Source organism: Teichococcus coralli, assembly GCF_009829925.1.
In the GTDB taxonomy this organism is placed as follows: Bacteria; Pseudomonadota; Alphaproteobacteria; order Acetobacterales; family Acetobacteraceae; genus Pseudoroseomonas; species Pseudoroseomonas coralli.
The window spans coordinates 173,096-196,667 of record NZ_SNVJ01000008.1 but is presented as its reverse complement, the minus strand read 5'-3'; the positions used below and the strand labels follow the sequence as shown (position 1 = coordinate 196,667).

Here is a 23,572-nt window from a genome sequence, read left to right as displayed (position 1 = left end):
TGCCGCCATGTCACGCTGTCGGCTGGCAGAAGCTCTGCTGCTCAAGGAAGGCCAGGCGAGCCGCATGGTCATCCTGGCGGCAGATCATGAAGCCGAGCAGCCCGGTGCCGATGCAGCGGGGGTCGGGCAGGCTCATCGCGGCCAGGTCGGTGCCGCTGCCGCTGTCCAGCTCCACCTGGAGGATGTTCGCGGCGCCGGCAGGCGGCAGGTCGAGCATGAAGGTGCTGTCGCGCCCTGTCTCCAGATCCAGCTCGAACTGGGAGAAGGTGTTTTCGGCCGCCGTGCAGCGCACCACGATGCTGGCCTCCACCGGGGGCGGACGCAGCTGGAGATAGAGGCGAAGCGGCGCGTCGGCGGCACCCTCCGGTAGGGGCAGGCGCAGGGTTGCCGTGCCGCCCTTGGTCCAGACGCCCCACTCCTCGGCGGGATACCAGTGTGGGCCATCCCGCACCGCATCGGCCAGCGCCGACTGCAGATCCGGCCGGGTGCGCATCATGCGACGGGCACGATAATGCTGGCCGAGCCGCAGGGTCGCGCGCTGCTCCACCGGGCGGGCAGGCTCCCGGGCCAGCGCCGACACGGCCGCGAAGATCTCGTCCTTCACCGCGCTCCAGCTGCGCGGCTTGCCCTTGTCGCGGACCACCGCCTCCTGGGCAGCGCGGAACTCCCTGTCGAGGATCACGCGCTCCAGCTTCTCCTGCAGGTCCGGCAGGCTCTGCGGCGTGAAGTAGACCGCCGCCTCCCCGCCGGCTTCCACCAGCGCCGAATGGCGGGGGGTCACGGCCACCTTGCCATGCGCCATGGCCTCGGTGATCGGCAGGCCCCAGCCCTCGTAGTAGCTGTTGTAGACCGTGAAGGCGCAACGCTCGTAGAGGGCGGCCAGCTCCAGGTCGGAAACGCGCGGAAGCAGCACCACGTGGCGCTGCAGTTCCGGCGCGTTGCGCAACAGGTTCAGCGCCGCCTCGGCATGCCAGCCCTCCTTGCCGACGCAGACCAGGCGCGGAACCTTTGCCGCGCCATGCCGCCGCAGCAGCTGCAGCCAGGCGTTGAAGACCAGCAGGTGGTCCTTGCGGCTCTCGATCGTGGCCACGAAGAGGGCGAAGGATTCGCCGGGGCGCAGCGCGCGAAGGGCGCTCAGGGTGGTGCTGCCCGTGGGCGCCGCCACGCCGCGGGGATCCGCGTCCAGCCGGATGACGCGGGCCGGGAGGTCGAGCGCCGGAAGAAGGCGGCCGAGCTGCTGGCGCGCGTCGCGCAGCGTGTTCTCGGAATTGCAGAGCAGGCCATGAGCATGCAGGCCGAGCGCGCCGAACCAGCGCGCGTAGTCCTGCACGAGCGTCAGCAGGCAGTGCTCGGGCACGATCAGTGGAACGCAATCGTGCACGAAGGGGATGTAGCGCACGCCCTGGCTCTGCTGGACTGCGCGCAAGGCGCGGAAGTAGTCCGGAAAGCCCCAGGAGTTGCCGAGATTGAGCAGCACGGCGCCCGGCGCGAAGTCGAAGGCCGGAGCCGTGGCCACCTTCCGGGAGAGGCTGTCGCGCGCCTTGACCCAGGCCGGCTCCTCGGGATCGGAACCGCCCGCCGACAGCGCGACAAGCGCGGTGAAGCCCGCCCCATCCACCGGATGCCAGGCCAGATCGGCCGGATCATAGGCGGCGAAGCGGAGTTCCGCCTCCGCATCGGCGGATTCGGAAAGGGCACGGCTGACAATGCCCATCTGAACGCGCTGGATGCCCGTCGGTGTGCGCGCGCCGTTGAAGTAGTCGAGCAGGTCGGTGACGTCGAGAACAAGCTGGAGCCTCGTTCCTGCCGATTCCGGGGCTGCCGGCGCGGCCATTGCCTCCGCTTCGGGTGCGGGAGGAACCGCGAGGGTCAGCAGCGCCGCGTCTTCCGGCATATCCGTGGCCGCTTCCGGTCCGTAGGCGCTCAGATCGTCCGGGGGCGGGAAGTCGTTGATGGCGGCGTCCAGCGGCTCCTCGGGTTCCGCATCCAGCGCCTCGCCGCCAGGGCGCGGAGCATGCAGCGTCAGCCATTCGGAGGTCGCCGAAGCTTCGCGCCAGGCGTTGGCGTTGCCCGGATCGAGCGCCACGGCGCGCGCGTAGGCCAGCGCCGCCTTGTGCAGCTCGCCGAGAATCTTGTGGGCGTGGCCGATCTGAAGTTGCAGATCGGCGTCCTCAGGCGCCAGCGCCTCGGCGGCGAGGTAACGTGCCAGCGCCTCGGCCGGCTGGCCGGATTCCTTCAGGCAATGGCCCTGCTGCACGATGATCGGCCAGGCATCAGGCCGCTGGCCGACAAAGGCGGCATAGAGTTCCGCCGCCCCCGTCCAGTCGCGCGCGGTCCGCTTCTGGTCCGCCTGGGCGAGCAGCGCGTCCGGATCGGCCAGGGTTCCGTCGCTGTCAAGCGTGTCGCTGAAGTCGTTGCTCATGGCGGTACAGCTCGTCAACTCGTCGCGCAGGTCTCGGGGATCACCAGTAGCGGCGACACTCCACGTTTACCACCGTTAATCCCATTTCAACTCGGCCCCGCCTCGCAGCAGCGCGTCGGCCGCTTCCGTCCAGCCCTGGCCCTCATGCAGCACCAGGCCGCCCTCCATCCGGTCAGGCCCGCGTCCGCCGCGCCGGGCGCGCAGCAGCACCCGCCGCGCCGCCTGGCCGGCCCTTGGCCACAGCGGGAAGAGTCCGATCTCGCCGCAACCGGCCTGCCCCAGCGCCGCCGCACCCTCGGCGAAGCGGGCGGCGGGAAGAACAAGCGTGACGCTGCCGCGGTGCCGCAGCGGGGCGGCCAGCGCCGCTGCCCAATGGGCCAGGGAGGGACCCGGCCCGGCATGCGTCGCATCGGCGCGGAGCGTGGCCGGCGGCTCGGTTCCGGAGGGCCAGTAAGGCGGGTTGGCGAAAGCGTGGTGCAGCCGCGGCAGGGCCTGGCGAAGCGCGGGATCGGCGATGTCGCCAGTCAGCACGGTGACGCGCCCCTCATGGCCGTTCAGGGTGGCGTTGTGGCGCGCCAGCTCGGCAAGGCCCGCATCGCGCTCAACAGCGACAACACGCAGCTCCGGCACGCGCGCCAGCAGGCACAGAAAGGCCGCGCCAGTGCCGCATCCGCCTTCCAGCACGGTTTCACCAGGACGCGCGGGAATGCCGGCCGCCAGCAGAACCGCGTCGAGCCCCGCCCGGAGCCCCTGTCGCGGCTGGCGCAGCCGCACCCGGCCATCCAGCAGCGCATCCTCCGTCAGGTCCGCAAGCCGTGCCTCGCTCACGGCGCCGTTTCGCCCGCCTGCCGCAGCACCGCCATGGCGCGACCATAATCCTCCGGCCGGACCGCCAGCCGGCGCGGGAAGACGCCGATGCCGCCATGCAGCGCGCTGACATGCGCGTCGAGCTGCTGGCTGGCGATGCCGGCATCGGCCAGCAGCGCCGCCAGAAAGGACAGGCGCACCGGATCGGCGCTTTCGGCAAGCACGCGCATGGCGGGCGAGGTCTCCTGAAGGGAAGGGAAGGGGCATGATGGCCGGCGCCTTGCTGCCCCATGCCCCGGTGGCTATGGTGCGCGCCCCAGCACAGAGGTCAATGGCCGCGTGAACTCTCCCGCTGCGCCGATGCGCACCGCGCCCGATGTTCAACCTTCTGCCAACGGCGCGCCGCGGCCCGATGCCGAGGACGCGCTGACCGCCCTGGTCGGCCTGGTGCAGGAGGATCTGGACGCCTGCAACCGCCTGATCATCGCGCGGATGCAGAGCCCGGTGCAACTCATCCCGCAGCTCGCGGCACATTTGATCGCGGCCGGCGGCAAGCGGCTGCGCCCGCTGCTGACGCTCGCGGCCGCCCGGCTCTGCGGCTATCGCGGCGAGCGGCATGTCGGGCTCGCGGCCTGCGTCGAGTTCATCCACACCGCCACGCTGCTGCATGACGACGTGGTGGATGAAAGCGACCTCCGCCGCGGCCAGGCCAGCGCCAACGCCATCTTCGGCAACAAGGCCAGCGTGCTGGTGGGCGACTTCCTGTTCGCCCGCGCCTTCCAGCTGATGGTGGCCGACGGCTCACTGGAGGTGCTCGACATCCTCTGCTCCGCCTCGGCCACCATCGCCGAAGGCGAGGTGCTGCAGCTGGTCATCCAGAACGATACCGCCTCGACCGAGGCGCAGTACCTGGAAGTGATCGAGGGCAAGACCGCCGCGCTGTTCGCCGCCGCCACCCGCGTGGGCGCCGTGGTGGCCGAGCGGCCGCGCAGCGAGGCGGAAGCGCTGGAAAGCTATGGCCGCAACCTCGGCATCGCCTTCCAGCTCGTGGATGACGCGCTGGACTACTCGGCCGAGCAGGAACGCCTCGGCAAAACGGTGGGCGACGATTTCCGCGAGGGCAAGATCACCTTGCCGGTGATCCTGGCCTTCGCCCGCGGCGACGAGGCGGAGCGCGCCTTCTGGCGCCGTGTTCTGGAGGAGAAGCGGCAGGAGGAGGCGGACCTCGCCCATGCCCTCTCGCTGATGCACCGGCACAACACCATCACCGACACCATCGACCGCGCCCGGCACTATGGCGACCTGGCCCTGGCCGGACTGGCACCCTTCGCGGAGTGCCCGGAAAAGAAGGCGCTGGCCGGCATCGTGGAGTTCTGCGTCGCCCGCGCCCGCTGAGACGTGGCGGCATCCTTGCCGGGGCGGGGGAGGGCGGCTTCGGCCGCCCTTTTTTGTGCCCGGGGTCTCGGCCGGGACCTGGGCGGGGGTCAGGCCTTGCAATGCGGGGATCTCTGCAATAGCGTGTGACATGTCAGTGACATTAGGGTGTTCTGTCATGTCGATGCCTACCCCCCTCGAGGTGCCCGCCTCCCTCACGGAACAGGCCGTCACCGCCTTGCGGCGGGAAATCATCATGACCCGCCTGATGCCCGGCGAGACGCTCAGCGAGGCCACGGCGTCCCAACGGCTCGGGCTCGGCAAGGCGCCCGTGCGCGCCGCGCTGGCCCGCCTGGCGGAGGAGGGGCTCGTGCAGGCGGTGCCGCGGCGCGGCTGGGTGGTATCGGTGGTGACCATCCGCGACATCCACGAGGTTTTCGGCCTGCGGCTGCTGTTGGAACCCGAGGCCGCGCGCCGTGCCGCCGGGCGGGTTGACGCGGAGGCGCTGCGGCGGCTCGACGCCGTCTGCGCCTGCGGATACCGGCCGGCGGACGAAGAGAGCACCCACGTCTTTCTCGACGCCAACAAGGCCTTCCATGTCGCGGTGGCCGAGCTTTCGGGCAACGGCCGGCTGGCCCGGCAGGTGGACCGCCTGCTGGACGAGAGCAGCCGGATGCTGGCGCTCGGCCTGCGCTCGCGCGACCGGACAGGAGAGATGGCGCATGAGCACCATGCGCTGATCGAGGCCCTGGCGCTCGGCCGCGCGGAGAGGTCGGCCGCCATCATGCACGAGCAGGTCGCCGCCTCGCAGCGGATGGTGCTGGCGGCCCTCACCGCGCCCGACTCCGCCGCCGCAATCTGAGAGCAGGGAAGCTCCCATGTCCTTCATCGCCCCAAGATCCCGGCTCGACGCCATGCTGTCCGACATCGCCGCCGCCGCGCGGACCGATCTTGCCGAGCGGCCGCGGCGCGTCGCGGCGGCGCTGGCCGGCCACCTCCTTGACCCCGGCCTGCTGGCCGAAAGGTCATGTCCGTGCCGGCCGGACCGCTATGTCCGCCACCTGCTGCATGCCGATCCGCAGGGCGGCTATGCCGTTGTCGCGCTGGCCTGGCGCCCCGGGCAGATGAGCCCGGTTCACGCGCACCGCACCTGGTGCGCCTTCGGCGTGCACCGGGGCATCCTCACGGAAGGGCTTTACCGGGCGGAGCGGGGAGGCGAGCCCGTGCAGTGCGGCAGCGCCCTGCGCGCGCCGGGCATGGTCGGCCACGGCGCGGCCGATCCGGAGCTGATCCACCGCCTGGCCAATCTGGGAAGCGCCGAAGCGCTGTCGGTCCACGTCTATGGCGTGCCTTACGAGCGCTTCGGGCAGGACGTGAACCTGGTCTACGCGGCCTGACGACGGCCTCGCGCAGCGGCGGGCTCAGCCCTTGTGCTGGTCGGGCGCCGCGTCGCTGTTGAGGGTGATGTATTTCGGCAGGCCGATCTGCTTGATCAGCTCGAACTGGGTTTCGAGGAAGTCGGCGTGCTTCTCCTCGTCCGCCAGGATGCGCAGCAGGAGGTCGCGGGAGACGAAGTCGCGCACGCTCTCGCAGTATGCGATGCCGTCGCGCAGGTCGTTCATCGCCTTCTCTTCGATGCGCTGGTCGCATTGCAGCACCTCCTCGACATTCTCGCCGATGAGGACCTGGTTGAGGCGCTGGACGTTGGGCAGGCCGCCGAGGAAGAGGATGCGGTTGATCAGCTCGTCCGCATGCTTCATCTCCTCGATCGATTCTTCGTATTCATGCTTGCCGAGCTTGGTCACGCCCCAGTTGTCCAGCATGCGCGCGTGCAGGAAGTACTGGTTCACGGCGGTGAGCTCATTGGTGAGCTGCGTGTTCAGGTGCTCGATAACCTTGGGGTCGCGAAGCATCGCCGTTCTCCCTTCTGCCGCTTCGCGCAAAGACTGCGAGCGGGGCCCATTCGCGTCAAGCTGGCAGCCCGGCCATGCCTTCCGAGCCCGTTCGAGAATGGCTGAGGGCGGTCTGGCGGATCTGCGTGCCTGGCGCGCGAAATCCCCCGCCAGCCCTCCGCCGCCCCATTCTCGGACGGGCTCTCAGGCCCGGCCTTCGCCCTGAAGCTGCCCGGCGGGCTGGTCACGGATGATGGACAGCATCGTGCCCGTGCAGCCGCCGCATTGGGCGGCGCAGTTGCAGGCGGCGTAGACCTCCTTCGGCCGCCGCGCGCCGGCATCGATGGCGCCGCGAATCTGGGTGTCGGTCAGGCCGTTGCAGAGGCAGACATACATTGATCGAAACCGCTTGCTGGGAGCGACGCGGTTGATACCGGTTCTCAGATTCGTCTGCAAGTCATTCGCAATCGCGCAGGACGCCTAGCACGGCCTTGCCGTAGCGTTCCAGCTTGGTCGTTCCCACGCCGGGGATCGAGCCCAGCGTCCGCAGGTCGGCGGGGCGGGCGGCGGCGATCTCGGCCAGGGTGCGGTCCTGGAAGATGACGTAGGCCGGCACGCCCTGCGCCGAGGCGGTGCGGCGGCGCCAGTCGCGCAGGGCGGCGAAGACCGGGTCGGCCATCGCGCCCTCGGCCACCGGGCTGGCGGGCGCGGACCGGCCGCCGCCCGCGACGGCCACGAGATCCTGCCGCAGCATCACCGGCTGCTCGCCCTTCAGGATGGGGCGGGCGGCGTCGGTCGGCACCAGCTCGCCATGGTTCTCCACCACCACGTCCAGCGCGCCCTGCGCCACGAGCTGCCGCGCCACGCCGCGCCAGGCGGCGTCCGGCAGGTCGCGCCCAACGCCGAAGGTGGGCAGCTGGTCGTGGCCGAACTGCGCCACCTTGGCCGTGGTCTTGCCGCGCAGCACGTCAACCACATGGCCGAGGCCGAAGCGGCGGCCGGTGCGCAGCACGGCGGAGAGCAGCTTCTGCGCCGCCACCGTGCCGTCGAACAGGCGCGGCGGGTTGAGGCAGATGTCGCAACGGCCGCAGGGCTCGGGGGCTTCCTCGCCGAAGCAGCGCAGCAGGATCTGCCGCCGGCAGGTGGCGGATTCGGCGATCGCCACCATGGCTTCCAGCCGCTGCCGCTCGACGCGCTTCTGTTCCTCGGGCGCGCCGCTCTCGCCGATGCGGTGGCGGGCGAGGGAGATGTCGCCGGCGCCGTAGAGCAGCAGGGCCTGGGCGGGAAGGCCGTCGCGCCCGCCGCGGCCGATCTCCTGGTACCAGCTCTCCGGGCTGCGCGGCAGGTCGGTATGGGCGACGTAGCGGACGTCCGGCCGGTCGATCCCCATGCCGAAGGCGATGGTGGCGGCCATGATCACCGCGTCGCCGCGGGCGAAGCGGCGGTGCGCGTCCCGCTTGGCGGCGGGCTCCAGCCCGGCGTGGAAGACCAGTGCGTCATGCCCTTCCTGGCACAGCCACTCGGCCGTCTGCTCGGCCTTGCGGCGGGTGCCGCAATAGATCAGCCCGGCGCCGGCGCCATCGCCCGCGCTGCGGATGAAGCGGCGGAGCTGGCCGCGCTCGGCCTCGCGCGGTTCGGCGGCGATGTGGATGTTGGGCCGGTCGAAGCTGGCGCGGAACAGCGGGCATTCTTCCAGCCCGAGCTGGCGCTGGATGTCGACCACGGTGCGCGGGTCGGCGGTCGCGGTCAGCGCCAGGCGCGGCACGCGCGGAAAGCGTTCCGCCAGCACCGGCAGGCCGCGGTATTCCGGCCGGAAGTGGTGGCCCCACTGGCTGACGCAGTGCGCCTCGTCGATGGCGAAGAGGGCGATGCGCATCGCGTCCAGCCGGGCGAGGGTGTACTCGGCGGTGAGGCGCTCGGGCGAAACGTAGAGCAGCTTGAGCTGGCCGCTGTCGAGGTCGCGCCAGATGGCGCGGGCCTCGTCCGGGTCCAGCTCGGAATGCAGCGCGGCGGCGGGCACGTCCTGCTGGCGCAGCGCGGCGACCTGGTCCTCCATCAGGGCGATCAGGGGGGAGACCACCACGCCCAGGCCGGGCCGGCACAGCGCCGGCACCTGGAAGCACAGGCTCTTGCCGCCGCCGGTGGGCATCAGCACCAGGCCGGAGCCGCCGGCCACGGCGTGGCGCACCACCTCCTCCTGCAATCCGCGGAAGCCGGGATGGCCGAAGACGCGGCGCAGCACTTCCACAGGCTCGGCGTAGTCTTGCATGAGATCCCTGGTCGTCGCGCGGCGCCGGGGCGACCCGGCCGGCATCGCCGGTCCGCGAGGGGTGATGGAGCGACGCGCCGCCGGCGCGCCGGAAGGCCGCGCCAGGCGGGCCGAGCGGGCCTGCATGGCGGGTGAGGCAAGATATGGCGCCCTATGTACCCGCTCCAAGGCGCGATGGAAGGCCACAGGGATGCGCCCTGCGCATCCTCTCCCCACGGAAAGCGCCGGCAAGGGGGCTGGTCCGCCCGCGGGGAGGGCCCTAGGTTCCGCGCTTTCATTTTCGGAGCGGGTGGATGGACCAGGTGAAACTCGGCATCGTCGGCTTTGGCATCATGGGCGAGCGGCTGGTGCGCTCGGCCTTCCCGCATCCCGCGGTCCGGCTGGTCGGCGTGTGGGACCCCTCGCCGGAGGCGGCCGCCAGGCTGGAAGCCACGGAGTTGGGCGCGCCGATGCTGGAGGATGCCGGGGCGGTGATCGCCGCCTGCGACGCGCTCTACATCGCCGCGCCGCCGGCGGCGCACCTGCCGCTGGCGCGCGCCGCGATTCGTGCCGGACGCTCCGTGCTGCTCGAAAAGCCCCTGGCGACCGACCGCGAGGATGGGGCGGCCTTTGTCGCCGAGGTGGAGCGGGACGGCGCCCGGGCGGCCGTGAACTTCCCGATGGCCTCCTCACCGGCGGTGGCGCAGCTGGCGGCCTGGCGCGAAGCGGGAGCGGTCGGCGCTCCGCGGCAGCTCCACATCAGCGCCGAATTCGGCCGCTGGCCACGCGGCTGGCAGCAGGAGGCGGCAAGCTGGCTGGCGCGGCGCGAGGAAGGTGGCTTCACGCGCGAGGTGGTGTCGCATTTCCTGTTCCTCACCCGCCGGCAGCTCGGGCCGCTCGAGCTGCTCGCCGCGCAGGTCGAGTATCCGGCGGGCGGCGGCTCCGAGACCGCCGTCACGGCCGAGCTGCGGGCCGGGGGCGTGCCGGTGCGGCTCTCGGGCAGCGTCGGGCGCATCGCGGCGGACGAGGCGAATTCCTGGACGCTGACCGGCGAGGCCGGCTCCATCCGCCTGCGCGACTGGTCCTATGCCGAGCGGCTGGACGGGGAAGGCAAGTGGCAGGCGGCGCCGGATGCGCTGCCCAACCCGGCCATGCGCCCCCACGCGCTGCGCGCGCAGATGGAGAAGCTGGCCGCCCTGACCCGCGGCGAGCCGCAGAACCTCGCCACCCCGCGCGAGGCCTTCGAGGTGCAGGACCTGGTCGAGCGCATCCTGGCCGCCTAGAGCAGAACCCGTCCCGATGGCATCATCGGAGCGGGTGAAGATGCCCGTCAAAACAAACAGCTAGAGCGTTTCCCTTGAGCCAGAACGAAGGGAAAATGCTCTAGGCCGCACCGAACCCGGCGGAGGAGCCCTTTCGCATGTTGCCTCTGGAACAGCAGCCTGACGCTGCCTCGCTGCCCCTCTTCACCACCGGGAGGGCGGACCTGGCCGCCTTTCTGGCGGCGCGACCGCCGGCGCAGCGTGCCTTCCTGGAGGCAGGTGGCTTCACCGCCGCCGCCGGCGAGTTGCGGCTGTTGCCGGGCGGGAGCGGCCTGTCCGGCGCGGTGCTCGGCCTTGGCGAGGGTGCGCCTTCCCTTTGGCACTACGGCGCCTTGGCGATGACGCTGCCGGAAGGAACGCTCTGGCACCTGCACGAGCCCGCCCCTGAAGCGCAGGCGGCGCTGGGCTGGTGCCTCGGCGCCTATCGCTTCACGCGCTACAGGGCCGCGACTCGTCGCCCGGCGCGCCTGCGCCTGCAGAGCGGCCAACCGGAGGCGATCGCCGCCGCCGAGGCGACCTGGCGCGTGCGCGACCTGATCAACACGCCGGCGGCCGACCTCGGACCGGCCGATCTGGCCGCCGAGGTCGCCGCCCTCGCCGCGCGACACGACGCGCAGGTGACGCGGATCGCCGGTGAGGAACTGGCCTCCCGGTTTCCCGCGGTGGCGGCGGTGGGGCAGGGCAGCCACCGGCCGCCGGAGGTCGCCATCCTGCAATGGGGAAGCGCAGAGCACCCGCTGGTGGCGCTCTGCGGCAAGGGCGTGGTCTTCGACACCGGCGGGCTGGACCTGAAAGGCCCGGAAGGCATGCGCCGCATGAAGAAGGACATGGGCGGCGCGGCCATTCTGCTCGGGCTGGCGGAGATGATCATGCGGGCCGGGCTGCCGGTGCGCCTCATGCTCAGCCTGGGCTGCGTGGAGAACGCCGTTTCCGACAGGGCGCTGCGCCCGGGCGACGTGATCCGCACCCGCAGCGGCCGGACGGTGGAGATCGGCAACACCGATGCCGAGGGGCGGCTGGTGCTCGCCGACCTGCTCTGCCATGCGGCGGAGCAGAAGCCCGCGCTGGTGGTCGATTGCGCAACGCTGACCGGCGCAGCGCGCGTGGCGCTCGGGCCGGACCTCCCGGCGCTCTTCACCACCGACGAAGGGCTGGCCTCCACACTATTGGCTGCTGGAAGGAGCGCCGAGGATCCGCTCTGGCAACTTCCGATACATGCCGGTTACGATTCGTGGCTCGACAGTTCGGTGGCCACTCTTAACAACGTCGCCCCGAAACCGATGGCCGGCGCCGTTGTTGCTGCATTATTTCTGAAAAGATTTGTTCCAGACAATGTTCGCTGGGCTCATCTCGACCTATATGCCTGGAACGACACGTCGCGTCCGGGACGCCCAGAGGGAGGCGAAGCACAGGCGATGCGGGCACTCTTCGCGGCATTCAGAAAGTTTCCCCTGGCTTAAAAAGTGACCAGATCATATCGAAACCGTGACGCTGATCACCGATTAAGACGTGACCGTTCCCGCTGACCAACAGGTTAGCATCCCTTCACACCTTCCGCGCGACGGGGCTCGCCGCCGGAACCGCTTGCTTGAGGATCAATGATGCCCGTTCAGAACGCTCCGGATCACCTGATTGGAATCTTCCGGGACACGGTTGTGGCCTTGGTGCGGCGCGACGGGCATGACTTGTCGGCGCGGCAACTCGGCGTGTTCCTCACGGTGTACATGTCGGAAGGCCCGCACACGGTCCGCGGCCTGGCGGCGACCCTGAACGTTTCCAAGCCCGCGATCACGCGCGCGCTCGACCGCCTGGGCGAGCTGGACCTGGCGCGCCGGAAGACCGACCCGCAGGACCGCCGCAGCGTTCTGGTGCAGCGGACCGCGAAAGGCGCCTCCTTTCTCCGGGAGATTCGGTCGGTGATGATGGAGGCCGATGGAGCAGGACGGGGGGGAGCGCCCGCGCAGGCCGCCAATAGCGAGAGCGCCACGCGCCGCGCGAGCTGACCTGCCTTCGCGAAGGGCCGTGCAGCGCGGGCAACCGCAATCCTGACGTGCATGCTGCACGGCCTCCGCAGCCCGGCGCTCCGGGCTGCCGCCGGCTTCCAGGCACTCCATGGCGCACCGAGCCGCCGGATCACGGCCGCAGAACGGACCTGTTCTGCGAAGAAACGTTCAACTTCTATACTTGTCAGACAAGATGGCGGCGGGGCAGCGATACTGCCCCGCCATGGCGCCTGCCCGCCGCGGCATGCCGCCGCCATGGCGCGCCACCGGATACGGTGCCTTGCCGCACGGCGGCGCTTTGCCTAACCACGCCGCGTGGCGTCGCAGCCAGCGCAGCGGCATCCGCCGAGCCGACCCAGAACAAGGGACAGACGCATGCCCAACCCGCCGACCGGATTTGACCACGGCCTGACCCTGGCGGCCGCCCGCAGCATTGCCGATGCCGCGCTTGCCCATGGCCGCCAGCTCGGCCTCGCGCCGTTGACGGTGGTGGTGCTGGACCAGGCGGCGCAGCCGAAGGCCGTGTTGCGCGAGGATGGCTGCAGCCTGCTCCGGCCGGAGATCGCGATGGGCAAGGCCTTCGGCGCCATGGCGCTTGGCTTTGGTGGCCGCGAGCTGGCACGTCGGGCCGCGAAGATGCCCGGCTTCATGAACGCGCTTTCCGACCTTTCCGGCGGCCGCGCCGTGCCGGTGCCGGGAGGGGTGCTGGTGCGGGATGCGGCGGGCACCGTGCTGGGCGCGGTGGGCATCTCCGGCGATGCGTCGGAAAAGGACGAGGCCTGCGCCGTGGCGGGAATCGCCGCGGCCGGGCTGGTGGCGGACACCGGCGACCCCGAGTGAGACGACGGGGCGGCAGGGAACCGGCGCGGTCCCCCGCCGCCTCCGATCACTTTGCGCGGCGCGGCGCCGGCGCGAAAGCGGCGGAAAGCATGAGCTTGTTCTCCTGCTTCAGCAGGTAGCCCGCCTCGGCGCTCCGGTCGAGATAGCTGATCCACTCCAGGTCCGCCTGCATTCCGGCGCGTCGCTTGGCGCGGTCGGCGGCATCTTCGTACATCCAGATGTGGACATAGGTGTTCACGTCACCCGTCTCGGTGGTGAGAAACGCGACCGGCATTCCGAGATGGCGTGTCTGTGCCGCCCAGCCGTACGCATGGTAGAGCTCAAGCTGCTTCTTCAGCGTGCCCGGGCGGCAGGTATAGGTGCGGTGGTCGATCAGCATGGGGCCGTTCCCTCGTTTGGCGGCGGCAGCATGGTCCCCGGCGGCGGGAGCAACAAGCCTTCGGCCGACGCCGAGCCGCGCCACACTGTTCCCTTGCCGCAGCGCAGCGGGCGTGAGATGCCATGGTCATGCTCCGCGCCCTCTACGACCGTGTCCTCTACCTTTCCGGCCACCGGCATGCCGGGACCTGGCTGGCGCTGGTCTCCTTCGCGGAGAGCAGCTTCTTTCCCGTGCCGCCGGACGCCATGCTGGTGCCGATGTGCCTCGCCCGCCCCGAGCGAGCCTGGCGCTACGCGGCGATCTGCACCGTGGCCTCGGTGCTGGGCGGGCTGCTGGGCTATGCGATCGGCTATTTCCTGTTCGAGGCCGTGGCGCAGCCGGTGCTCGCCGCCTATGGGCACGCGGACGCGCTGGAAAGCTTCCGTGGCTGGTTCGACCGCTGGGGCGCGGCGGTCATCCTGATCAAGGGCCTGACGCCGATCCCCTACAAGATCGTCACCATCGCCGCAGGCGCCGCGGCGTTCAATCCCTGGGCCTTCCTGATTACCAGCGCCCTGACGCGCGGCGCCCGCTTCTTCCTGCTGGCGCTGCTGCTGCGCCGCTACGGCACACCGATGCGCAACTTCATCGAGCGGCGCCTGACGCTGCTGACGAGCGTCGTCGCCGTGGCGATGATCGCCGGCTTCGCGGCGCTGCGCCTGATCTGAGGGCAGGGGGGCACGCCGCGCGGGCGGCCCCCCTTCCGTTCAGCGGAGCTGCCGGGCCGCCTCCATCACCGCCTGGGCGTGGCCGGGAACCTTCACCTTGCGCCAGATGCGCGCCACCTTGCCCTCGCCGTCGATCAGGAAGGTCGAACGCTCCATGCCCATGTAGGTGCGGCCGTACATCGACTTCTGCACCCAGGTCCCGTAGGCCTCGGCGGCCTGCTTCTCGGCATCGGAGGCCAGGGGGAAGGTCAGGCCGTACTTGGCGGCGAACTTCTCGACCGGCCCCATGGCGTCCGGCGAGACGCCGATCACCTCCAGCCCCGCCTGCTGCAGGGCGGGAAGGGCCTCCTGGAAGTCGCACGCCTCCTTGGTGCAGCCCGAGGTATCGGCCTTGGGATAAAAGTACAGCACGAAGGGCCTGCCCTTCATGGCGGCCAGCGAAGCCGTCCGCCCGCCGCTCGCCGGCAGGGTGAAATCCGGTGCCGCGGCACCTTCCTCAACGCTCATCCATTGCCTCCAACCAGGGGGCCCAGGCGCCGCTCGAAGATCGCGCGGACCTGCTCCGCCTGCGTTCGCATCTGTTGCCGGAAGGCCGGGACGTCAACGGCGCCCTGCCCGAGCAGCCGCGCGGTGGCCCGCAGCAGCGCGGCGGCCGTGGGGGCGGGCAGGGCGTCCTCCCGCCAGCGGCCCACCGTCAGCCGCAGCATCCCGAGCGTGGTGCGCCAGAGCCGGTCCGCGGCGATCAGCGCCTCCATCTCCTCCCGTGGCAGGATGCGCGCCTTGCCGAGATTGGCCAGGGCGAGACGGGTGGTCGGCGCCAGGATGGCGGGATGCCGGTGCGCATGGGCGAGTTGCAGGGCCTGGGCGATGAACTCGACCTCCACCAGCCCGCCGGGCATGGCCTTGATGTCCCACGGCCCCTCGGCCGGCAGTTCGCGCAGCATCCGCAGGCGCATGGCGGTGGCATCCGCGAGCGCGGCCTCCCCGGAACGCTGCAGGATGGCGGCGCGGATGGCGCCGGAGATCCGCCGCCGCAGCGCGGGCGGGCCGGCGACGCAACGGGCGCGGGTGAGGGCCATGCGCTCCCAGGTCCAGGCACTCTCCTGATGGTAGCGCGTGAAGCTGGAGAGGGAGGTCGCCACGGGCCCCTTGTTGCCCGAGGGGCGCAGCCGCATGTCCACCTCGTAGAGCTTGCCCTCCGCCCCCGGCGTGGTGATGGCGGCCACCACCTGCTGCGCCAGGCGGCCGAAATAGACGCTGGGCGGCAGCGCGCGGCGGCCACCGCGGCTTTCCTCGGCATCCTCCGGGTGGTCGTAGATCAGCACCAGGTCGAGGTCGGAGCCGGGCAGCATCTCCCGCCCACCCAGCTTGCCCAGTGCGACCACGGCGAAGGCGCCGCCCTTCACCTTGCCGAAGCGCTCGGCGAAGTCGCCGGTGACATGCGGCAGCAGGTGGCCGATGGCGGCGTCGGCGAGTTCGCTGCGGGCGAGGCCGGCCGCATCGGCATCCAGCACCCCCTCCAACGCGGCGGCGTCGATCTCGAACTTGCCCTCGGTCACCAGCCGGCGGGCGCCCTCCAGCGCCTCCTCGAAGTGGCGGGCGGATTTCAGCAGCGCCGGAAGCACGGTGGCCGCGCTGCCAGGGCCGCTGCCGGCGAGCAGCCCGTCCAGCGAGCCGGGCGTGTGGGCGAGATGGTTGGCCAGCGCGGGCGCCGCGCCGAGAATGCCGGCCACCCGCTGCAGCAGCGCCGGGTTGCGGTGGAACAGCGAGAGCATGTGCACCCCGGCGGGAAGGCGGGAGAGGATGCCGTCGAACCGCGCCAGCGCCATGTCAGGCTCCCGCTGGGCGGCGAAGGCGCCGAGCAGCGCCGGCATCAGGAGGGTGAGCAGTTCCCGCGCCCGCTCGCTGCGGGTGGAGCGGGTGCGGCCATGGTGCCATCCGCGCACCAGCCCCGCCACATGCGCCGGGTCGGCGAAGCCCATGGCGGCGAGGGTCTGCAGCGTTTCCGGATCCTCGCGGGCGCCGGTGAAGACGAGGCTGCCGCCGAGTTGCCCCCCGGCGGGAGGCGCGCTGAGCGCCGGCGCCCGCTCGAACATCTGCGCGTAGTGCTGCTCGACGCGGTTGAGCTGGCCGGTCAGGGCGGCGCTGAAGGCCGCGGCGTCGGCGAAGCCCATGAAGCTGGCGATGCGCGCTAGCCCTTCCTCATCCTCGGGCAGGCGCTGGGTCTGCCGGTCGGCCACCATCTGCAGCCGGTGCTCGACGTCGCGCAGGAAGGTGTAGGCGTCGGCCAGGTCGGCGGCGGCGCGGCGATCGAGCCGGCCGGCGCCGGCCAGGGCGGCGAGGGCGCCAAGCGTGGTCGGGTCGCGCAGCGTCGGGTCGCGCCCGGCCCAGATCAGTTGCAGCACCTGGGTGGTGAACTCGATCTCGCGAATGCCGCCGCGGCCGAGCTTCACGTCGTGCCCGGCCACCTGGACCTGGGCATGCGCTCCCTTCGCGCCATGCGCCGCGTGGATCTGCCGCTTGATCGCGTGGATGTCGGCGATCATCGCGAAGTCGAGGTGCCGCCGCCAGACGAAGGGGCGGATCTCGGTCAGGAAGTGGTCGCCCAGCGCGCGGTCGCCGCCGACCGGGCGCGCCTTGATCATCGCCGCCCGCTCCCAGTTCTGCCCGAGCGATTCGTAGTAGGAGATGGCGGTCGGGATGCTGACGGCGAGCGGCGTCGCCGCCGGATCCGGCCGCAGCCGGAGGTCGGTGCGGAAGGCGTAGCCGTCGGCCGTTCGCTCCTCCATAAGCCGCACGAGGTCACGTGCGATGCGGACATAGAGCGCGCCGGCCCGCTCGGCGTGGTAGGCTGCGGCGGTCGGCTCGTAGAGCACCATCAGGTCGATGTCGGAGGAATAGTTGAGTTCGCGTCCGCCCAGCTTGCCCATGCCAAGAATGGCCAGTCCCGAGCCGCGCGCGACCGCGCGCGGGTCACGCGCGCTGGCGCGCGGCAGCCGCAACTCCCCCCGATCCGCCGCCTCACGCAGCAGATGGGCGCAGGCGTAGTCGATCGCAGCCTCGGCCAGGGCGGACAACGCGCCGGTGACCCGGTCCAGCGGCCAGAGCCCCGAAAGGTCGGCGGCCGCGATGACCAGCGCCGCCTGCCGCTTGGCCTGCCGCAGCAGGGCCGCCACGGCCGGTCGGGCGGCCGCCGGGTCGGCGCGGCAGAGCGGGTCGAGCGCGAGGTCGAAGGCGGCGTCCGCGCCGCGCGTGGCGAAGCGCAGCAGCGTGGCGCTTTCCCGCTCCGCCAGACCGGCCAGGTAGGCGCTGTGGCCGCCCAGGGCGCCGAGCAACGCCCGGCCCTCGGCGGTGGCGGCGTAGGCCTGCTCGGCGGCGCCACGTTGCGCGAAGGCGTCGGTCAGATGCCGCGCTGCGGCATGGTCGAAGGGCGGCGGAGGACGGCGCTGGATGTCGCTCATGGCCAGGCAGCGAACCCATGCGCCGCGTGAGCCGTCAAGCCCTCCGCCTGGCGCGGCTGCTGGGCCGCATGGTGCTGGCGCTCGGCTTGCTGGCGGGCCTGGGCGCCGCCGCGCTGGCCTGGCGGCTGGCGCAGGGCCCGCTGCACCTGCCCGCCGTGGCCGACCTTCTGATGCGCAGCGGCGCGGTGGAGTCGCTGGCGCCTGGCTTGCGGGTGGGCGACGTCGCGCTGGCCTGGGAAGGCTTTCACGAAGGCCATGGCTCGCCGCTTGAACTGCGCATCGGCGGCCTGGAACTGCGCGACCTGGCGGGCACAGTGCGGCAGAGGCTGCCCGATGCCGTCGTCACCCTGTCGCCGGGCTGGCTGCTGCGTGGGGAAGTGGCTCCGATCACGGTGGCGGTGCAGCGCCCCACCATCGTGCTGGAGCGCGGGGCCGACGGCGCGCTCTCGCTGGCGATGGGGCGGCCTTCGCCGGCGCCCTCCCAGCCCGAATCGGACGAGGAGGGCGGCCTCGTGCTGCGGCGCCTGCTGGGGCGCGAGGCGCGGGATACGCCCTGGGGAGTGCTGCGGCGGATCGACATCGCCGACGGGCAGCTCACCATTCTCGACCACCAGCTCGGCCTGACCTGGCGGCTGGAGGATGTCTCGCTGACGTTGCGGCGCAGCGCGGGGGGCGACCGGGTGGACGGCGAGGGGAAGGCGTCTCTGCGGCTGCCGGGTGCCGGACCGGTCGTGCCGGTGCGCCTCGCCGCCAGCATCCTCGGGGAAGGACCGGTGCTGGAGGGCACGCTCTCGCTGCCGGGGCTGGAGCCCGCGCGGCTCGCCGCCCTGCTGCCGGCCCTCGCGCCGCTGGCGCTGTTCGACGGCTCGATCGCGCTGGACGTCTCGGGCCGCTTCGACGCCGGCGCGCCGCAGGCCACCCCGCGGCTCGGGCTCGCCTTGCATGGCGGGCCAGGCAGCTTCCGCGCGGCCGGGCACCGGATCGCCTTCGCCGCCCTCGACCTTTCGGCCCGCGGCACGCCGGCGGCGCTGGAGCTGAGCCGCCTTCGCGTGGCGCTGGCGCCGGCCACGGCGGGCGCCGCGGCCCTCCCGGCACCGGTGCTGACCGCCTCGGGCCAGGCCGCGCTGCGGGACGACCGCTGGCGCGCCAGCCTGGAGCTGGGCCTTGACCAGGTCCAGGCCGGCGAGCTCGGCACCTATTGGCCGCCGGACATCGTGCGCGGCGCCCGCAAGTGGATCGTGGAGAACGTGACCGCCGGCACCTTGCACGAGGGCCGCTTCGCGCTCCGGGCGGAGTCGGCGGCCGACCTCTCGGGGCTGCAGGTCACCGACCTGAGCGGGACGCTGCAGCTGGAGAATGGCGTGGTGCACTGGCTGCGGCCGATCGCGCCGCTGGAAGCGGTGCAGGCGACGGCGCAGTTCGGCCTGAAGGAGATCACCATCCAGGTCGCCGCGGCGCGGCAGGCCGGCACGGCGCTGAACAGCCCGGGCGCCACCATCCGCTTCTCCGCGCTCGACACGCATGACGAGCAGGCGGACATCGATGCCCGGCTGCGCGGGCCGGTGGCCCAGGCGGTGGCCCTGATCAAGCATCCCCGCCTGAAGCTGTTCGAACGCCGCCCGCTGGACCTGAAGAATCCCTCGGGCCAGCTCGACGGCCGCCTCCATTTGGCCTTTCCGCTGCTGGAGGACATCCCGTCCGAGGTGCTGCGGGTGAACCTCCAGGCGCAGCTCTCGCAGTTCCATCTCTCCGACGTGGTTGTCGGCAAGCCGCTCGACCATGGCACCGCGAGCCTGACGGTGGACAACAGCCGCCTGCGGGCCAACGGCGAGGCGCTGCTCGACGGCATCCCGACGCAGCTCGCCGTCGAGATGGATCTCCGCCCGGGCCCGGCCAGCCAGGTGGTCGAGCGCATCCGCGCGGACGCGCGCCCGGACGCCTCCAGGATCGCGGAATTCGGGCTGGACCTGGAGGGTTTCGTTGAAGGGCCGGTCGGCGTTCAGGCGGTGATGGAGAAGCGGCGGGACGGTGAGACGCGGGTGCGCCTCGCGGCCGACCTCAGGGACAGCCGCATGGCCCTTTCCGCGCTGGCCTGGCGGAAGGCGCCCCGCCAGGCCGCTTCGGCCCAGGCCGAGCTGCGGATCGCCGAGGACTCGCTGCGCGCGGTGGAGAGCTTCCAGGTGGAAGCTCCGGACCTCCGGGCGCGGGGCAAGGTTGCCTTCGGGCCGCAGAGCAGGCTGGAGCGGGTTGAATTGAACGAGGCGCGGATCTTCGCCGGCCGCTTCGCCGCGGAGATGCGGCCGCCCGCGCAGCCGGGCGCGCCCTGGCGGTTCCGCCTCTCCGGCCCCGCGCTGGACCTCGGCCCGCTGCTGGCGGAGCCGGACGACAAGGGCGGCGCCGCCTCGGGCGACAGCGCGCCGGTGATGCTGGACGGGCGCTTCGACCATGTGCTGCTGGGCGAAGGGCGGAGCCTGGGCACGGTGCAGGGCCGCGCCGCCGCCGATGGCCGCGGCGTGCTGCGGGAGGCCCGCTTCTCGGGCCTGACGGCGCCCGGCAGCGGCTTCGACCTCACCATCGTGCCGCGTGGGCAGGGGCGCGACCTGCAGCTGAACGCGGAGGATGCCGGGGCCCTGCTACAGGCCTTCGACGTGCTGAGGCAGGTGCAGGGCGGCAGGCTTTCGGTGAACGGCCACTGGGCCAGCAACGCGCCGGGCGCGCCGCTGAGCGGCACGGCGGAGATGTCGGATTTCACGATCCAGGAGGCCGCGGGCGTGGGCAAGCTGCTGCAGGCGCTGACGGTATATGGCGTGGTGGACGCGGTGCGTGGGCCGGGGCTGAGCTTCTCCCGGCTGGTGGCGCCCTTCACGCTGACACCCGAGGCGCTGGCGCTACGGGAGGCGCGCGCCTTTTCCGCCTCCCTCGGGGTGACGGCCAAGGGCACCATCCTCCGGCGCAGCCGGGTCATCGACCTGGAGGGCACCATCGTTCCCGCCTATGCGCTGAACACGCTGCTCGGGCGCATCCCGCTGCTCGGCAAGCTGTTCAGCCCGGAGCAGGGAGGGGGGCTGTTCGCCGCCACCTGGCGCATGCGCGGCCCGGTGCAGGACCCGGCGGTGACGGTGAACCCGCTGGCCGCGCTGACGCCAGGCTTCCTGCGCGGGTTGTTCGGCGGCGGCACGGCACCGGCGCCCTGAGGCCGGCGCCTCAGAAGGCCACGCAGGCCGCGTGTTGCAGCCGCAGCACGCTCTCCTGCCGGAAGCGGGCGCGATAGTTCTCCGCCAGCGGCGCAACCCGCGCGTCGGCGCGGTCGGCAGAGGTTTCGGGCAGGACCAGCAGCAGGCGCTTGGCCGGCTCGCGCACCACCTCGCCATCGGCGCCGCGCCATTGGCCCTGCGCGTCCTGCACGGTGAGGCCTTGGGGGAAGGCGGGTGTCACGGTGTCGGCCAGGAAGGCGTCCCACTCCGCCTCGCCGACGGTGCCGCCGCCCGGCACCGAGCGGCCGAAGAACAGCTCCGCCACGGTGGCGGGGGTCTGGCCGCCCGGGCAGCCGGCGCAGGCGCCGAGCAGCAGGCAAATGGGTAGGACGCGAAGGGGCAGGATGAGGCGCGGCATGCGTCGTCTCCGTGGCGAAGGCGGCCGGGCAGGATGCCCCTGCCGCGCCCGCCCCGCCAGGCCGCCGCTCAGCCGGCCGGGCGCACCAGCACGTGCCGCTTGCGGCCGGCCGAGAGCTTCGCCGCGCCGTCGCGCAGGTCGGCCTCGGTGACGCTGCGCGTCTCGTCGCTCACCGGCTCATCGTTCAGCCGCAGGCCATTCTGCCGGACGAGGCGGCGGGCCTCGCCCTTGCTGCCGGCGAAGCCAGCCTGCACGGCGAGGTCGATCAGCGGCGCCGGGAGGGCGGCGCTGATGGCGGGCAGGGTTTCGGCGGCCTGGCCCTCCTCGAAGGCGCGGCGGGCGGTCTCGGCGGCCTGCCCGGCGGCGGCGCGGCCGTGCAGCAGGGCTGTCGCCTCGGTCGCCAGAACCTTCTTGGCCTCGTTCACCTCCGAGCCGGCCAGGGCGCCGAGCCGCCGCACCTCGTCCATCGGCAGCTCGGTGAAGAGGGCGAGGAAGCGGCCGACATCGGCATCCTCGGCGTTGCGCCAGAACTGCCAGTAGTCATAGGGCGAGAGCTTCTCGGCGTTGAGCCAGACGGCGCCGGCGGCGGTCTTGCCCATCTTGGCGCCGGAGGCGGTGGTCAGCAGCGGCGTGGTGACGCCGAAGGCCTCCTGGCCCTCCATGCGCCGCACCAGGTCGGCGCCCATGATGATGTTGCCCCACTGGTCGGAGCCGCCGAGCTGAAGCGCCACGCCGTGGCGGCGGAACAGCTCCAGGAAGTCGTAGCCCTGCAGCAGCATGTAGTTGAATTCGAGAAAGGAGAAGGATTGCTCCCGCTCCAGCCGCTGCTTCACGCTGTCCATGGACAGCATGCGGTTGACGCTGAAGTGGCGCCCGACCTCGCGCAGGAAGGGGATGTAGAGCAGCCTGTCCAGCCAGTCCGCGTTGTCCACCATTATGGCGCCGGTGGGGCCGTCGCCGAAGCTCAGGAAGGCGTCGAAGACCTTGCGGATGCCGGCCTTGTTGATCTCGATCTGCGCGTCGGTCAGCAGCGGGCGGGCCTCGTCGCGGAAGGAAGGGTCGCCCACCTTGCTGGTGCCGCCGCCCATCAGCACCACGGGCTTGTGACCGGTGCGCTGCAGCAGGCGCAGGATCATGATTTGCATGAGGCTGCCGACATGCAGGCTGTCCGCCGTGCAGTCGAAGCCGATATAGGCCGGAAGGACGCCCTGCTTCATCCGCGCGGCCAGCGCCGCCTCGTCCGTCACCTGGTGGATGTAGCCGCGCTCGCGCGCGATGTGCAGGAATTCGTCCATCGTCGTCCGTATCCGCTTCGGGGCGGGGGCTTCCCCCCAGGCTGCGCCCCTAGCACAGTGTGGGGATGCTGCGAACCATTGGGCTGATGAGCGGGACCTCGCTGGATGGCGTGGATGCCGCGTGGTTGGAGACGGACGGAGACCAGATCGGGCGGATCGGGCCAAGCCTCACCCTGCCTTACGATGCGGAACTGCGGCGGGACCTGCGCAAGCTGCTGGACCTGGCCGAAGGCCTGCCGCCGGACGACCCTTTCCTGAAGGACTGCGAGCGCCGCCTGACGGAGCGGCATGTGGAGGCGGTGGTCAAGCTTGGGCTGGAGGCGGACCTGATCGGCTTCCACGGGCAGACGATCCTGCACCGGCCGGTGGCCGGCCGCCCCGGCGAGGGCCGCACCTGGCAGATCGGCGACGCCGCGATGCTGGCGCGTGCGACCGGCACGCGGGTCGCCCATGACTTCCGCAGCGCCGACGTGGCGGCCGGCGGGCAGGGGGCGCCGCTGGTGCCGATCGCCCATGCGGTGGTGGCGGCGCAGCTTCCGAAGCCGCTGGTCATCCTGAACCTCGGCGGGGTGGGCAACGTCACCTGGATCGGTAGCGACCACCGGCTGCTGGCCTTCGACACCGGGCCGGCCAACGGCCCGCTGGACGACTGGGCGCGGCGCTCGACCGGCGCCGACTACGACAAGGACGGGCGCCTGGCGCTGGCGGGCCTGCCGGACGGCGCCGTGATGGCGCGGCTGCTGGCGCACCCTTACCTCGAGGCTCCGCCACCCAAGTCGCTGGACCGGCTCGACTTCGACCGGGCGCTGCGCGATGCCGGCGCGGCGGAGCTTTCCCCCGCCGACGGTGCGGCGACGCTGGTGGCCTTCTGCGCCTGCGCCGTGGCCGCCGCGGCGCGGCACTTTCCCGACCCGCCGGTGCAATGGCTGGTGGGCGGCGGCGGGCGCCGCAATCCGGCGCTGATGCGGGCGCTGGCCTGCGCGCTGCCGGAGCCGCTGCGTCCCGTCGAGGTCGCGGGCTGGGATGGGGATGCGCTGGAGGCGCAGGCCTTCGGCATCCTGGCGGCGCGGGTGCTGCGCGGGCTGCCGCTCACCTATCCCGGCACGACCGGCGCGCCGCAGCCGCTGACGGGGGGCCGCCTGACCGGCGGCTGAGCGGGCCCGCCACGAAAAAGGGGCCGGACAGGCTTCTGCCGTCCGGCCCCTTTTTC

21 protein-coding genes are annotated in these 23,572 nt (G+C 72.0%); 10 read left to right on the top strand and 11 right to left on the bottom strand.

Annotation, left to right across the window (positions count from 1 at the left end; genetic code table 11):
* Positions 1-10 precede the first annotated feature (10 nt).
* From E0493_RS11605 to E0493_RS23095, 3 genes are all read right to left on the bottom strand, one after another.
* Complete coding sequence (locus E0493_RS11605) at positions 11-2,422, bottom strand: glycosyltransferase family 4 protein (protein ID WP_160937103.1); 2,412 nt, start codon at positions 2,420-2,422, stop codon at positions 11-13.
* A gap of 75 nt (positions 2,423-2,497) precedes the next feature.
* On the bottom strand, positions 2,498-3,250 hold the full coding sequence (locus E0493_RS11600; protein WP_367614501.1) for a tRNA1(Val) (adenine(37)-N6)-methyltransferase: 753 nt from the start codon (positions 3,248-3,250) through the stop codon (positions 2,498-2,500).
* A complete protein-coding gene (locus tag E0493_RS23095; RefSeq protein WP_202397069.1) occupies positions 3,247-3,459 on the bottom strand; it encodes a putative signal transducing protein in 213 nt (70 codons plus the stop codon). The genes E0493_RS11600 and E0493_RS23095 overlap by 4 nt, the downstream gene beginning before the upstream one ends.
* 130 nt (positions 3,460-3,589) lie before the next feature.
* Between E0493_RS23095 and E0493_RS11595 the strand changes: the two genes are divergently transcribed.
* From E0493_RS11595 to E0493_RS11585, 3 genes are all read left to right on the top strand, one after another.
* Positions 3,590-4,624 carry a polyprenyl synthetase family protein gene (locus E0493_RS11595; RefSeq protein WP_160937139.1) on the top strand — a complete coding sequence of 345 codons (1,035 nt, stop codon included), beginning with the start codon at positions 3,590-3,592 and terminating at the stop codon, positions 4,622-4,624.
* Between the two features lie 157 nt (positions 4,625-4,781).
* Positions 4,782-5,465: a GntR family transcriptional regulator gene (locus E0493_RS11590; RefSeq protein ID WP_160937101.1), complete on the top strand. Its 684-nt coding sequence runs from the start codon at positions 4,782-4,784 to the stop codon at positions 5,463-5,465.
* 16 nt (positions 5,466-5,481) lie between these two features.
* Positions 5,482-6,000 (top strand): cysteine dioxygenase family protein, encoded by a 519-nt coding sequence (locus E0493_RS11585; RefSeq protein ID WP_160937100.1) that lies wholly within the window; start codon positions 5,482-5,484, stop codon positions 5,998-6,000.
* A gap of 24 nt (positions 6,001-6,024) precedes the next feature.
* Here E0493_RS11585 and bfr read toward each other — a convergent pair whose 3' ends face one another.
* The 3 genes from bfr to recQ all read right to left on the bottom strand — a co-directional run bounded on the left by bfr (position 6,025) and on the right by recQ (position 8,764).
* Positions 6,025-6,516, bottom strand: coding sequence for a bacterioferritin (gene bfr, locus E0493_RS11580; RefSeq protein ID WP_160937099.1), 492 nt, complete (start codon positions 6,514-6,516; stop codon positions 6,025-6,027).
* A 183-nt stretch (positions 6,517-6,699) separates the two neighbouring features.
* Entirely contained in the window at positions 6,700-6,891 is a 192-nt protein-coding gene (locus tag E0493_RS11575) for a (2Fe-2S)-binding protein (RefSeq protein ID WP_160937098.1), read from the bottom strand.
* 61 nt (positions 6,892-6,952) lie between these two features.
* Positions 6,953-8,764 carry a DNA helicase RecQ gene (gene recQ / locus E0493_RS11570; RefSeq protein WP_160937097.1) on the bottom strand — a complete coding sequence of 604 codons (1,812 nt, stop codon included), beginning with the start codon at positions 8,762-8,764 and terminating at the stop codon, positions 6,953-6,955.
* A gap of 293 nt (positions 8,765-9,057) precedes the next feature.
* Between recQ and E0493_RS11565 the strand changes: the two genes are divergently transcribed.
* The 4 genes from E0493_RS11565 (at position 9,058) to E0493_RS11550 (ending at position 12,908) form a co-directional block, all read left to right on the top strand.
* A complete protein-coding gene (locus tag E0493_RS11565; RefSeq protein WP_160937096.1) occupies positions 9,058-10,026 on the top strand; it encodes a Gfo/Idh/MocA family protein in 969 nt (322 codons plus the stop codon).
* Between the two features lie 137 nt (positions 10,027-10,163).
* Positions 10,164-11,525 carry a leucyl aminopeptidase family protein gene (locus E0493_RS11560; protein ID WP_160937095.1) on the top strand — a complete coding sequence of 454 codons (1,362 nt, stop codon included), beginning with the start codon at positions 10,164-10,166 and terminating at the stop codon, positions 11,523-11,525.
* Between the two features lie 141 nt (positions 11,526-11,666).
* Positions 11,667-12,068 carry a MarR family transcriptional regulator gene (locus E0493_RS11555; RefSeq protein WP_160937138.1) on the top strand — a complete coding sequence of 134 codons (402 nt, stop codon included), beginning with the start codon at positions 11,667-11,669 and terminating at the stop codon, positions 12,066-12,068.
* Between the two features lie 375 nt (positions 12,069-12,443).
* A complete protein-coding gene (locus tag E0493_RS11550) occupies positions 12,444-12,908 on the top strand; it encodes a GlcG/HbpS family heme-binding protein (protein WP_160937094.1) in 465 nt (154 codons plus the stop codon).
* Positions 12,909-12,954: 46 nt separating this feature from the next.
* Here E0493_RS11550 and E0493_RS11545 read toward each other — a convergent pair whose 3' ends face one another.
* The gene (locus tag E0493_RS11545) at positions 12,955-13,287 is read right to left on the bottom strand and encodes an NIPSNAP family protein (RefSeq protein WP_160937093.1); all 333 of its coding nucleotides are present in this window, start codon (positions 13,285-13,287) and stop codon (positions 12,955-12,957) included.
* Positions 13,288-13,415: 128 nt separating this feature from the next.
* Between E0493_RS11545 and E0493_RS11540 the strand changes: the two genes are divergently transcribed.
* On the top strand, positions 13,416-13,994 hold the full coding sequence (locus tag E0493_RS11540) for a YqaA family protein (protein ID WP_160937137.1): 579 nt from the start codon (positions 13,416-13,418) through the stop codon (positions 13,992-13,994).
* 39 nt (positions 13,995-14,033) lie between these two features.
* Here the strand turns inward: E0493_RS11540 and E0493_RS11535 are convergent, their stop codons facing one another.
* Both E0493_RS11535 and E0493_RS11530 read right to left on the bottom strand, forming a co-directional pair.
* Positions 14,034-14,501, bottom strand: coding sequence for a peroxiredoxin (locus tag E0493_RS11535; protein WP_160937092.1), 468 nt, complete (start codon positions 14,499-14,501; stop codon positions 14,034-14,036).
* A complete protein-coding gene (locus tag E0493_RS11530) occupies positions 14,498-17,455 on the bottom strand; it encodes a bifunctional [glutamine synthetase] adenylyltransferase/[glutamine synthetase]-adenylyl-L-tyrosine phosphorylase (protein WP_160937091.1) in 2,958 nt (985 codons plus the stop codon). Before E0493_RS11530 ends, E0493_RS11535 begins: the two co-directional genes overlap by 4 nt.
* Positions 17,456-17,481: 26 nt before the next feature.
* Here E0493_RS11530 and E0493_RS11525 point away from each other — a divergent pair, with 26 nt between their 5' ends.
* The gene (locus E0493_RS11525; RefSeq protein WP_367614500.1) at positions 17,482-20,649 is read left to right on the top strand and encodes a YhdP family protein; all 3,168 of its coding nucleotides are present in this window, start codon (positions 17,482-17,484) and stop codon (positions 20,647-20,649) included.
* Between the two features lie 10 nt (positions 20,650-20,659).
* Here the strand turns inward: E0493_RS11525 and E0493_RS11520 are convergent, their stop codons facing one another.
* Both E0493_RS11520 and tyrS read right to left on the bottom strand, forming a co-directional pair.
* Positions 20,660-21,067, bottom strand: a complete 408-nt coding sequence (locus tag E0493_RS11520; RefSeq protein ID WP_160937089.1) for a DUF3574 domain-containing protein — start codon at positions 21,065-21,067, stop codon at positions 20,660-20,662.
* 68 nt (positions 21,068-21,135) lie between these two features.
* A complete protein-coding gene (gene tyrS / locus E0493_RS11515) occupies positions 21,136-22,362 on the bottom strand; it encodes a tyrosine--tRNA ligase (RefSeq protein WP_160937088.1) in 1,227 nt (408 codons plus the stop codon).
* A gap of 68 nt (positions 22,363-22,430) precedes the next feature.
* Here tyrS and E0493_RS11510 point away from each other — a divergent pair, with 68 nt between their 5' ends.
* Positions 22,431-23,516, top strand: coding sequence for an anhydro-N-acetylmuramic acid kinase (locus E0493_RS11510; RefSeq protein WP_160937136.1), 1,086 nt, complete (start codon positions 22,431-22,433; stop codon positions 23,514-23,516).
* Positions 23,517-23,572 lie beyond the last annotated feature (56 nt).